This is a genomic window from Catellatospora bangladeshensis, from assembly GCF_016862575.1.
In the GTDB taxonomy this organism is placed as follows: Bacteria; Actinomycetota; Actinomycetes; order Mycobacteriales; family Micromonosporaceae; genus Catellatospora; species Catellatospora bangladeshensis.
Map to the genome: position 1 here is coordinate 275351 of NZ_BONF01000009.1, position 11422 is coordinate 286772.

At 73.0% G+C, this 11422-nt stretch carries 11 protein-coding genes; 9 read left to right on the forward strand and 2 right to left on the reverse strand.

Annotated elements, in window-relative coordinates:
* Positions 1–108 precede the first annotated feature (108 nt).
* From Cba03nite_RS08670 to Cba03nite_RS08705, 8 genes are all read left to right on the forward strand, one after another.
* Complete coding sequence (locus Cba03nite_RS08670; protein WP_203743874.1) at positions 109–966, forward strand: STAS domain-containing protein; 858 nt, start codon at positions 109–111, stop codon at positions 964–966.
* Positions 966–1376 carry an STAS domain-containing protein gene (locus tag Cba03nite_RS08675; RefSeq protein WP_203743876.1) on the forward strand — a complete coding sequence of 137 codons (411 nt, stop codon included), beginning with the start codon at positions 966–968 and terminating at the stop codon, positions 1374–1376. The genes Cba03nite_RS08670 and Cba03nite_RS08675 overlap by 1 nt, the downstream gene beginning before the upstream one ends.
* On the forward strand, positions 1373–1789 hold the full coding sequence (locus Cba03nite_RS08680; RefSeq protein WP_203743878.1) for an anti-sigma regulatory factor: 417 nt from the start codon (positions 1373–1375) through the stop codon (positions 1787–1789). The genes Cba03nite_RS08675 and Cba03nite_RS08680 overlap by 4 nt, the downstream gene beginning before the upstream one ends.
* Entirely contained in the window at positions 1777–2790 is a 1014-nt protein-coding gene (locus tag Cba03nite_RS08685) for an ATP-binding SpoIIE family protein phosphatase (protein WP_239125566.1), read from the forward strand. Before Cba03nite_RS08680 ends, Cba03nite_RS08685 begins: the two co-directional genes overlap by 13 nt.
* The gene (locus Cba03nite_RS08690) at positions 2787–4115 is read left to right on the forward strand and encodes a sensor histidine kinase (protein WP_203743880.1); all 1329 of its coding nucleotides are present in this window, start codon (positions 2787–2789) and stop codon (positions 4113–4115) included. The genes Cba03nite_RS08685 and Cba03nite_RS08690 overlap by 4 nt, the downstream gene beginning before the upstream one ends.
* On the forward strand, positions 4112–5656 hold the full coding sequence (locus tag Cba03nite_RS08695) for a fused response regulator/phosphatase (RefSeq protein WP_203743882.1): 1545 nt from the start codon (positions 4112–4114) through the stop codon (positions 5654–5656). Before Cba03nite_RS08690 ends, Cba03nite_RS08695 begins: the two co-directional genes overlap by 4 nt.
* Before the next feature lie 12 nt (positions 5657–5668).
* Complete coding sequence (locus Cba03nite_RS08700) at positions 5669–6031, forward strand: STAS domain-containing protein (protein ID WP_203743884.1); 363 nt, start codon at positions 5669–5671, stop codon at positions 6029–6031.
* 110 nt (positions 6032–6141) lie between these two features.
* Positions 6142–8517 (forward strand): ATP-binding protein, encoded by a 2376-nt coding sequence (locus Cba03nite_RS08705; protein WP_203743886.1) that lies wholly within the window; start codon positions 6142–6144, stop codon positions 8515–8517.
* A 27-nt stretch (positions 8518–8544) separates the two neighbouring features.
* Here Cba03nite_RS08705 and Cba03nite_RS08710 read toward each other — a convergent pair whose 3' ends face one another.
* Positions 8545–9105, reverse strand: coding sequence for an RICIN domain-containing protein (locus tag Cba03nite_RS08710; protein WP_203743888.1), 561 nt, complete (start codon positions 9103–9105; stop codon positions 8545–8547).
* A gap of 218 nt (positions 9106–9323) precedes the next feature.
* Here Cba03nite_RS08710 and Cba03nite_RS08715 point away from each other — a divergent pair, with 218 nt between their 5' ends.
* Positions 9324–10181 carry a phosphatase PAP2 family protein gene (locus Cba03nite_RS08715; RefSeq protein ID WP_203743890.1) on the forward strand — a complete coding sequence of 286 codons (858 nt, stop codon included), beginning with the start codon at positions 9324–9326 and terminating at the stop codon, positions 10179–10181.
* A 109-nt stretch (positions 10182–10290) separates the two neighbouring features.
* Here Cba03nite_RS08715 and Cba03nite_RS08720 read toward each other — a convergent pair whose 3' ends face one another.
* Positions 10291–11316: a LacI family DNA-binding transcriptional regulator gene (locus tag Cba03nite_RS08720; RefSeq protein ID WP_203743892.1), complete on the reverse strand. Its 1026-nt coding sequence runs from the start codon at positions 11314–11316 to the stop codon at positions 10291–10293.
* Positions 11317–11422: the final 106 nt, after the last annotated feature.

Sequence of the window (11422 nt, forward strand, 5' to 3'; positions counted from 1 at the left end):
TGCACCGTGATCCTTGTGCCGTCACAGCCTGTGGGAGCGCTCGGCGCACGGTGTTAGAGTCGCCTACCGGTCAGGGCGACACGACGACACGGCAGAGGACACGAGAACATGGCGCTGAACGCAGAACAGGCGGAACGCCTCGGCCAGCTGCTGTCCACCCATTCGGACAGGATCTCACAGCGCTGGTCGGAGGTCGCGGCCGCGCCGTTGAAGGGCCGGCTCACCGTCGCCGAGGCGGCCCGCCACACCGGCGAGCTCCAGGCGCAGCTGCGCTCCGCGCTGCTGGCCGGCGCCACCGGTGTCGACTCGGTGCACAGCGCCGAGCTCCGCGCGCTGCTCACCGAGCTGTCGCGCAGCCGGGCCCGCATGGGCTTCACCGCCAGCGAGACCGCGACGAGCGTGTTCGCGCTCAAGACCGCGCTGTACGAGGCCGCCGATGTGGAGAAGGGCGACGACGCGGCGCTGCGTGACTATGTGGCGTGGTCGGCGCTGATCGACGAGCTGGGCCTGTTCACCTTCGAGGCGTATTCCCGCGCCCGCGAGGAGATCATCACCGCGCAGGGCGAGCAGCTGCTGGAGCTGTCCACGCCCGTGGTGAAGCTCTGGGAGGGCGTGGTCGCCGTCCCGCTGGTCGGCACCCTGGACTCCGCGCGGGCCCAGGTGGTCATGGAGCGGCTGCTGGAGGCCCTGGTCGACACGGGCTCGCCGTACGCGATCATCGACATCACCGGCGTGCCGGCCGTCGACACGCAGGTCGCGCAGCACGTGCTCAAGACCGTGATGGCCGCCCGGCTGATGGGCGCGGAGTGCATCATCTCGGGTATCCGCCCGCAGATCGCGCAGACCATCGTGACCCTGGGCATCGAGTTCGGCGACATCGTCACGAAGGCCAGCCTCGCCGACGCGCTGCGGCACGCGGTGCAGCGCCGCAACGCCGACCAGCGCGCCGTGAAGCGGGAGGCGTGATGGACCGGCTGCCGATCCTCAAGATCGGATCGGTGCTGCTGGTGTCGATCCAGATCGACATGCAGGATCAGATGGCCCTCCAGCTGCAGGAGGACCTCGGCCAGCGCATCGTCGACACCGGCTGCAAGGGTGTCATCATCGACATCACCGGACTCGACATCGTCGACTCCTTCGTCGGGCGCACCCTGTCGACGATCGCGTCGATCTCGCGGGTGCTGGACGCCGAGACCATCGTCGTCGGCATGCGGCCCGCCGTCGCCATCACGCTGGTGGAGCTGGGCCTCTCCCTGGAGGGCATCCGCACCGCCCTCAACGTGGAACGCGGCCTGGAGCTGCTGGCCCGCAGCACCGAGCCCGACACGGCCGACGATCTGGAGCTCTTCGGCGATCCGGAGACGGCCTCCTCATGACGACGAGCGAGGCCACCGACCGCCAGGTGCAGGCCATCAGCAGCGACGAGGACGTCGTGCGCGTCCGCCAGCTGGTGCGGACCGCCGCGGTCGCCGCCAAGCTGTCGCTGGTCGACCAGACGAAGGTGGTCACCGCCGCGAGTGAGCTGGCCCGCAACACGCTCGTCTACGGCGGGGGCGGCAGCGCCGAGGTCTGCCGTGTGCTCAACGGATCCCGCCACGGGGTGCGCATCGTGTTCACCGACAGCGGGCCCGGCATCGCCGACGTGGAGCTCGCCCTGACCGACGGCTACACCAGCGGCACCGGCATGGGGCTGGGCCTGAGCGGCGCGCGCCGGCTGGTCGACGAGTTCCACCTGGACACGGCGGTCGGCGCAGGGACCACCGTGGCGGTGGTCAAGTGGGCGCGCTGAGCTCACTCACCCCCACCCCGGCCTGGTTCCGGATGGACGACGCCAGTGCCGTGGGCACGGTGCGCCGCTACACCGTCGAGCTGGCGCGGGCGGTCGGCCTCGGCGAGCAGCGGATCGCCGACATCGCCATCGTCGTCGCCGAGCTGGCCACCAACCTGATCAAGCATGCGGACGAGGGCAGCCTGCTGGTGCGCCCGGTGCGGCAGGCCGAGAACGTCGGCGTCGAGATCGTCAGCATCGACTCGGCACCGGGCATGGTGGACCTGTCCGCGATGTACGAGGACGGCCACTCCACCACCGGCACGCTCGGGATCGGTCTCGGGGCGGTGGCCCGGCTCGCCGACCGCTGTGAGGGGTTCTCCCTCCCCGGGCGCGGCTCCGTGCTCGCCGCCCGCCTCTGGCAGGCCGCCGAGCCGCCGCCGGCCTGGGCGGACGGTCTCACCCGTCCACTCACCGGCGAGACGGTCAGCGGCGACTGCTTCGCCGTACGCGACCACACCACCCATCGGCAGGTCATGGTGTGCGACGGGCTCGGACACGGCCCCGCCGCCGCCGCGGCCGCCCAGGCCGCCTTCAACATCTTCCACACCGCCCCGGACGAGGCGCCCGCGACGCTGGTGGAGCGCCTGCACCGGGGCCTGTCGCACACGCGCGGCGCCGCCGTCACCATCGCCGAGATCGACCCGGCCGCCGGGGTGGTCCGCGCCTGCGGCGTGGGCAACGTCGCCACCGCCGTGGTGACCGGCGGTGAGCGGCGCGGCATGGTGTCCATGCCCGGCATCGTCGGGCACGGCAAGGCGAGCTTCCGGCAGTTCGTACAGCCTTTCACCGCGCAGTCGCTGCTCGTCATGCACTCCGACGGGGTGAGCGACAAGTGGAGCCTGACCGGGTATCCCGGGCTCGACACCCGTTCCCCGCTGCTGATCGCCGCCACCGTGCTGCGCGACGCCGGAGTCCGCCGCGACGACGCCTGCGTGCTGGTGGCCAGGGCGACGCCATGAGCGGCACCGAACTGCTGCACCTGGTGCTCCGCCGCGAGCAGGACGTCTTCACCGTGCGGCAGCGGGGGCGCGAGGCGGCGTCGGCGCTGGGCCTGGAGCACCAGGACCAGATCCGGCTGGCCACCGCGCTCAGCGACGTGGGCCGCCAGCTGCTGTCCCGCGCCGATGCGGTGGACGTGACGTTCCTGCTCGGCGGCCAGCCCACCCACCTGCGGATCCGGCTCCGGGTGGCCGGCCCGGTCGACCGGGCGGGACTGCGGCCCGCGGGACGGCTCGTCGAGGTTTTAGAAGTCACCGAGAACGGGCAGGAGACAGTGGTCATGCTGTCACGTCGCCTTCCTCAGCAGGGCCTGCCCGACGCCGACCGCGTCGAGCAGGTACAGCGTGCGCTCGCGGCTTCGGCGGTGGCCAGCCCGCTGGACGAGCTCGCCTCGCAGAACGAGCACCTGCTGGCCGCCCTGGAGGAGGCCCGGCAGCAGCGCGACCGGCTCAAGACGCTCAACGACGAGCTGGAGGAGACCAACCGCGGCGTGATGGCGCTGTACCTGCAGCTCAGCTCCGAGCTGGAGGAGACCAACCGCGGCGTGGTGGCCCTCTACGCCGAGCTGGACGAGAAGTCCGAGCAGCTGCGCCAGGCCAGCGAGGCCAAGTCGCGCTTCCTCGCCAACGTCAGCCACGAGCTGCGCGCCCCCGTCACCTCGATCATCGGGCTGGTCCGGCTGCTGTCGGACTCCGCCTCCGACCCGCTCACCCCGGCGCAGGCCGAGCAGATCGAGCTGATGCGTGGTTCGGCCACCGACCTGCTGTCGCTGGTCAACGACCTGCTGGACCTGGCCAAGGCGGAGTCCGGCCATCTGGAGCCGACCTGGGCCACCGTCGACCTCGGCCAGCTGTTCAAGCAGCTGCGCGGCACCCTGAAGGCCATCCTGGTCAGCCCCGACGTCGAGCTGGTCGTGGAGGCACCGGAGGACGGCGCCTGCCTGGAGTCCGACGAGGTGCTGCTCTCCCAGGTGCTGCGCAACCTGCTGCACAACGCGGTCAAGTTCACCGAGCAGGGCACGGTCACCATGCGGGCCGAGCGCGACGGCGGGCAGTGGCGGATCACCGTGGCCGACACCGGCATCGGCATCCCGGCCGCCGACCACGAGCGCATCTTCGAGGAGTTCGTGCAGCTCCCCCGCCGGCAGAAGATCCGCGGCACCGGCTTGGGGCTGCCGTACGCCCGCCGGCTGGTCGGCATCCTCGGCGGCGTGATGAGCCTGGACAGCGAGCCGGGCAGCGGGAGCGTGTTCACCGTCACCCTGCCCGTCTCGAGACAGCGGTGAACGCGCCGGAGGCGGCGGCCGTCCTGCTGGTCGACGACAGCGCCCCGAAGCGCTATCTGATCAAGAACTGGCTCACCCGCGCGGGCTTCACCGTGACCGAGGCGGAGAGCGGCCACGACGCGCTGGACCAGATCGAACGGCAGCACTTCGACATGATCGTGCTCGACGTGAAGCTGCCCGACATGAGCGGCCTGGACGTGTGCCGCCGGATCAAGTCGGACCCGCACACCGCCGGCATCCCGGTGATCCATGTGTCGGCGCATGCGGTGGACGCGCCGGACCGCACCCTGGGCCTGGTCGGCGGGGCCGACGGCTACCTCGTGGAGCCGATCGATCCGCAGGAGCTGGTGGCCACGGTGCACGCGGTGCTGCGCTACTACCGCGCGCGCCGGGCCGCCGAGCAGCTCGCCGACGGCCTGGCCCAGCTCGCCGACACCACCCTCGCGGTCACCATGGCCAGGGACTTCGCCGAGCTGCTCGGCCACGCCGCGACCGGCGCGGCCAGGCTGTTCGGCGGGGTCGCCGCGGTCGCCGTCAGCACCCCGGACGCCGGGTGGACCTGCGCGCTGGCGGCCGGTGTGGGCCACGTCACGCTGACCGAGTGGGAACAGCCCGGCGAGGAGGTGCCGATCGGCACCCGCCTGGTCACCGGTGACGCGGCACGGTGGCAGCTGCCCTTCGGGTGGCCCGCCGGGACCGCGACCGTCGCGACGGCCCGGCCGCGCGCCGACCGGCCGCCGCTGTACGTGTTCACCACCGCCTCCGACGACGAGCACCACGTCCAGCTGCTCACGCAGCTGACCTCGGCGCTGGCCGCCGCGGCCGAGGCGCAGCGCGCGCAGTACCAGGACCACCAGATCGCCATCACGCTGCAGCGCAGCCTGCTGCCCAGGCGCCTGCCCGCCGTGGACGGCGTGCAGTTCGCGGTGCGGTACGAGCCCGCGAGCCAGGAAGCCGAGATCGGCGGTGACTTCTACGAGCTGGCGGCGCTGGGCGACCTGCTGCTGATCGCCATCGGCGATGTCGTCGGGCACTCGCTGCACGCGGCGACGGTCATGGCCGAGATCCGCCACGCGCTGCGCGCCTACGCCGTCGAGGGGCACGCGCCCGGTGAGATCGTCCGGCGCATCGACGATCTGATGGTGCGGCTGCTGCCCGGGGAGATGGCCACGCTGTGCCTGATGCTGTTCGACCCGCGTACGGGCCGCGCCCGGCTGGCCAACGCCGGTCACCTGCCGCCGCTGCTCATCGAGGACGGGCAGGTGAGCGAGGTGTGGCAGCGCGCACCGCTGCTCGGCATCGGCCACCCCCGGCCCGCCGACCTGGAGTTCACCGTCGCCGAGGGGGGCACCCTGCTGCTCTACACCGACGGCCTGGTCGAACGGCGTGACATCACGATCCGTGACGGCATCGCCGACCTCACCGAGATCGCCGGCGCCGTCGACGCGGATCTCGATCTCTACTGTGACCGGCTTCTCACTCGGCTGACCAGTCCGCCCAATGCCGATGACGTCGCCGTTGTCGCCGTCCGGAGGCTGTGATTGTCTTTGTTCATGGAGCGAGCAAGCACCCCGCAGGCCACACACGAGGTGGAGGTTCTGCCAGACGCCGTCCGGGTCTCCCTGGCCGGTGAGTTCGACCTGCTGACCGAGCAGGACCTCACGACCTGGCTGGCCGGCGCCATCGAGAGCCACCCCGGGCGGGCCGTCGAGGTCGACATGCACGAGGTCACCTTCCTGGACTCCAGCGGCATCCGGGTGCTGCTCGGCGCCCACGGTCTCGCGGTGCGCCACGGCGGCTCGTTCCGGCTCACCCGGGCCTCGGGCATGGTCCGGGAGGTGCTCGACATCGTCGACATGTACGCCTTCCTGAGCGGTGAGAACGCCGATGACGAGGCGCGCCCACCGGCGGCTTGATGCCGCTTCCGCCGGGTTGAGGTGTCTTCAAGTGGACATGGTCGGTTCGTGGATACAGCGCCACCGCGGGGCTGACTACGGTCGGTAGGACCATCGACACGGGGAGAGTCATGCCGACCGCCGGTGACGTCGCGCCACAGCTGCTCGCCCGCCTCTGTGACGATCTGCGGCAGCTGCGCGAGCAGGCGGGCGGGCCGAGCCTGCGGCAGCTCGCGGCCGAGGTGGGCCTGGGCAAGAGCCAGCTCGGCGCGATCCTCGCCGGGCGGATCGGGCGGCTGCCGGACTGGCGGGTGATCCGGGCCCTGGTGGCCGGCTGCCTCGTGCACGCACGTGAGACCGGCCGCGCCGCACAGGTTTCCCGCGAGTTCGGCGTCGAGGAGTTCTGGCGCCGGCGTCACACCGTGGTCGAGCACCTGCTGGGCGAGGCGGCGCTGAGCGCGCCCGCCGACCGGGCCCCGGCCGCGCCGACGCGGCCCGGCGTGGACGCACCACCCCCACCCGAGCGGCTCACGCCACGCAGCCTGCCACCCCGCGTACGCGGCTTCGTGGGACGCGGAGCGGAACTGGCCGCCCTCACCGCGGCCGCGGGGCCCGTGGTGATCACCGGCCCGGCCGGTGTCGGCAAGACCTCGCTCGCGGTGGACTGGGCGCACGACGCCGCGCCGCGCTTCCCCGACGGCCAGCTCTACGTCGACCTGCGCGGCTTCGAGCCGTCGGGTGCGGTGATGACCCCGGACGAGGCGGTACGCGGCTTCCTGGCAGCGCTCGGGGTGGCGCCGGACCGCGTGCCCGCGCAGCCGGACGCCCGGGTCGCGCTGTACCGCAGCCTGCTCGCCGAGCGCGCCGTCCTGGTGGTGCTGGACAACGCGCGCGACGCCGACCAGGCGCGCCCGCTGCTGCCCGCCGGGCCGCGCTGCCTGGCCGTGGTCACCAGCCGCAGCCGGCTCGCCGGGCTGGTGGTGGCACACGGCGCGCAGGTGCTGAACCTCTCCCTGCTCAGCACCGACGAGGCCGTGGAGCTGCTGGCCGCGCGCATCGGGCAGCCCCGCCTGCACGCCGAGCCCGGCGCCGCCGCGCAGCTCGCGGGCGCGTGCGCGCGGCTGCCCCTGGCCCTGAGCATCGTCGCCTGCCGGGCGGCGCTGCAGCCCGCGCTGCCTCTGGGCGAGCTGGCCGCCGAGCTGTGCGGAGGCTCCGGCGAGCTGGACGCGCTGCGCACCGGCGACGGGTCCACCGACCTGCGCGCCGTGTTCTCATGGTCGTTCCGGGCGCTGGACGCGGACGCCGCGCGGCTGCTGCGCCTGCTCGGGCTGACCGCGAGCGGCGACATCGGCGTGCGCGCGGTCGCCTGCCTCGCCGGCACCGGAGCCGGGCCGACCGGCCGGGTGCTCGCCGAGCTGGTCGACGCGGGCCTGCTGAGCGAGCCCCGCCCCGGCCGGTACGCGCTGCACGACCTGGTCCGGGCGTACGCCGCCGAGCTGGCGCGGGACCTGGACTCCAGCGAGCGGCAGCGGGCTCGGCACCGGCTGCTCGACCACTACCTGCACACCGCGCACCGGGCCGCGGTTCTGCTGCACCCGCCGTTCTGCGACATCGCGCCCGCGCCACCGGTGCCGGGCGCGGCGGCCGCCGAACTCGCCGACGGCGGGGCGGCCGCCGCCTGGTTCGACGCCGAGCATCCGGTGCTGCTGGCCGAGATCCGCCGGGCCGCCGACGGCGGCTTCGGGCGGCACGCGTGGCAGCTCGCCTGGGCGCTGTCCGGCTACCTGGACCGGCGGGCACACTGGCCGGAGTGGCACGAGACGCAGGAGCTGGTGCTACAGGCGGCGACGCGTGACGGCGACCTGACCGGGCAGGCGCACGCCCACCGCGACCTGGCCCGCGCCTGCTCCCGGCTGGGCCGCCACGACGAGTCGTACGGCCACCTCAAGCAGGCGCTGGACGACTTCACCGACCTCGGCGACCGGGACGGGCTGGCGCAGACGCTGCTGAACCTGGGGCAGTCGCTGGAGCGCTCGGCGCGCCACCGCGAGGCGCTGGAGCAGTCGCGGCGGGCGCTGGAGCTGTTCACCGCCTCGGGCAACACGGCCGGGCAGGCGTACACGCTCAACGCCGTGGGCTGGCAGCTCGGCCTGCTCGGCGAGTACCGCGAGGCGGTGTCGCACTGCGAGCGAGCGCTGGACCGGCTGCGGCGGGTCGGCGACTCGCAGGGGGTCGCCGACACCCTGGACAGCCTCGGCTACGCCCACCATCACCTCGGCGAGTTCACCACGGCGGTGACGTACTACGGGCGCGCGCTGGCGATGTTCCGGGAGGCGGGCAACCGCTTCGGGGCGGCGAGCACGCTGCAGAACCTCGCCGACAGCCACGCCGCCCTCGGCGACGGCGCGGCGGAGCGGGACGCGCTGCACGAGGCGTGGACCATCCTCGACCGGGTCGGCCATGACCACGCGCACCTGGTGCGCGCACGGCTGGACGGCGCCGCCTGAGCGACGCCGTCCGGCCGTGCCGGTGGATCAGTAGTAGTAGAACTGCTGCGCCGTCTCGTAGAGCTTGCACTCGATGACCTGCAGCGGGGCGTCGTTGCTGCCCGAGCGGCCGAGCACGTCCAGGCACAGGTTCTTGACCCGGTTCTGGAACAGGTAGATGCCCGTGCCGAAGTACGAGATCGGGGTCCACTGCTCGCTGGTGTACGCCATGTCGCAGGTGAACTGCTGGGCCCGGGTGCCGTAGGTCACCTCGTCCTCGCTGTTGGCGGCGAGGTCGAGGCAGAGGCCGCTGCCCTGGTTGACGATCCAGTAGTAGCCGTTGCCGGTGGAGAACAGCGCCCAGCGGTGCTGGGTCCGGTTCTCACAGGTGCGCTGCACGATCGGCGCGTTCGGGTTGAGCGAGTTCCCCTTCGGGATGACGCACTTGTTCGAGAACTCGTTGCGGATCTGCTGGAACACCCCGACGCCCAGGGGCTGCACGTCCTGTGACGCCGGGGCCGCATGGGCCGATCCCGCCAGGGCCGTGCCCGCGGTGGCCGCGACGACCACCGCCGCCACCAGCGTCATCAGCCTGCGCCGCATGTTCATCCGTCACTCCTTCTGCTCGGTTCGGAACGGATGTGTCGATGGTGCCGACGGGCGCGGGCCCGGAACGGGAAGTCCGGACAGGAGGGTCGGGCGGTGCCCGTCCGCGCCGGTCAGGGTGGGCCGTCCGGTGACCGGCGGCCGGACACGCCGGACAGCCCGCGGCCCGTTGCCAGCGTTCGCCCAGCCTTCTCTGATCGAATGGCGGCCGAGGAGGGCCGATGACCGGAAGTGTGCTGCTCGGGCTGGGCGTCGTCGTGCTGCTGGTGTGCGCGGCGTACGCCGTGGTGTGCGCGGTGCGCCCGGCGGCCCGCATGCTGGCGGGCGCGTCCTGGTACCGCACCGGCGACCGGCACGGCCGGGCCGCGCTGTCGCGGGTGACCGCGAAGGTGGCGGCCGAGCTGGTGCTGCTGGTCATCGGGGCCGCGCTGGTGTTCACGCTGGCGTCGGTGTTCGTCGAGGTGCTCGACGCGGTCGTGGACGAGGACGACCTCACCGTGATCGACCGGCCGGTGGTGGACTGGCTGGCCGGGCACCGCACCCCCGGGCTCAATCGCATCATGATCGCGGTGACCGACCTGGGCAGCGCCGTCGCGCTGGCCGTCGCGTCCGTCGCCGGGGTCGCCTACGTCTCCTGGCGGCTGCGCTCCTGGTATCCGATCGCGCTCGGGGTGCTCACGCTGGGCCTGGTGCAGCTGCTGGTGCTCGGCATCAAGGTGACGATCGGCCGGGAGCGGCCGAACCCGCCGGGCCAGGTGGTGCCGGAGACCGGGTTCTCGTTCCCCTCGGGGCACAGCACCAGCTCACTGGTCGGCTTCGCACTGCTGGCCTGGCTGGTCTGCATGCTGACCGGCAACCGCACCGTGTGGGCCACCGCGTGGCTGGCCGCGGCGGCGGGCGCGGTGCTGGTCGGCCTGTCGCGCATCTACCTGGGCGTGCACTATCCCAGCGACGTGCTGGGCGGCTGGATGCTCGGGCTGACCTGGCTGGCGGTGGTCGCGGTGGCCGTCTGGGTGTGGCGGGCGAGGACGACGTCCCGCAACGGCAACCATCGGACCCGTTCCACAGCCCAGCGGTAGGTGTCCGTCCCCGGGATACAACTTCTGGGTTGTGTCCACAACTCCTGTGTTGTGGACCGCGCCGACGGATCGGTGGGCACGGCCGCCGTCAGGGACCGCGTCACGAGGGTCAGCGGGTGCGGGGCGGGCCGCTGCTCGCGCGGACCACCAGCGTCGGCGCGACGCGCGGGTGGGTCGCCGGGCTGGTCTCGTCGGCGTCGAGCAGTTCCAGGAGGACGGCCAGGCCCCGCCGGCCCACCTCGTCGAAGTCCTGCCGCACGGTGGTCAGCGGCGGGGTGAGGAACGCGGCCTCGGGGATGTCGTCGAACCCGACGACGCTGACGTCCTCGGGCACCCGCACCCCCCGCTCGTGCAGCGAGCGCAGCAGCCCGAGCGCCTGCTGGTCGTTGGCGCAGAACACGGCGGTGACGTCGGGCCGCCCGGCGATCAGCTCCCCCGCCTCGTAGCCGGAACGCGGGCTCCAGTCGCCGTTGACCAGCGGTGGCACGCGGCGGTCGGCCCGTTCCAGGGTCTGCCGCCAGCCGTCGACGCGGTCGCGGGCCTCGACCCAGTCGCGGGGGCCGGCGATGTGCCATACCGTCTCGTGGCCCAGGTCGAGCAGGTGCTGCACGGCCAGCCCGGCGCCCGCGACCTGGTCGACCGAGACGGCGGGCAGCTCCCCGGCGGCATCGGACTCGACCACCACCGCGGGCACGCCGGTGGGCAGGCTGTGTACGGCGGCGGCCGCCGTCATCAGCGGCGCGATGATGACCACTCCGGCCACCGACTGCTCGGTGAGCGCGTCGACGGCCGCCATGACCCCGGCCCGGTCGAGCTGCTCCAGCGTGACGATGCTGATGCCGTATCCGGCGCGCCGGGCGGCCCGCTCGACGCCGAGCAGCGTCGCCGCGGGTCCGTACAGGATGGTGTCGAAGCTGACCACGCCGATGACCCGGGAGCGCCGCCCGGCCAGGCCGCGGGCCAGCGCGTTGGGCCGGTAGTTGAGCTGGCGGACCGCCTGCAGCACCCGCTCGCGGGTCTCCTCGCGCACGCTGGGATGGTTGTTGAGCACCCGCGAGACGGTCTGGTGGGAGACCCCCGCGAGGCGCGCGACGTCGTTCATCACCGCGGCGCGTGCGGCGGGCTGCTGACTCATGGTGTGTCTCCCTCCCGGGCGCATCGTAACCCGGTGTGATCATCCCGAGGTCCACCGGTGTACCACTCCCGCCGTGCTCCCGGATCGAAGGCAGGACCCGGGAGCG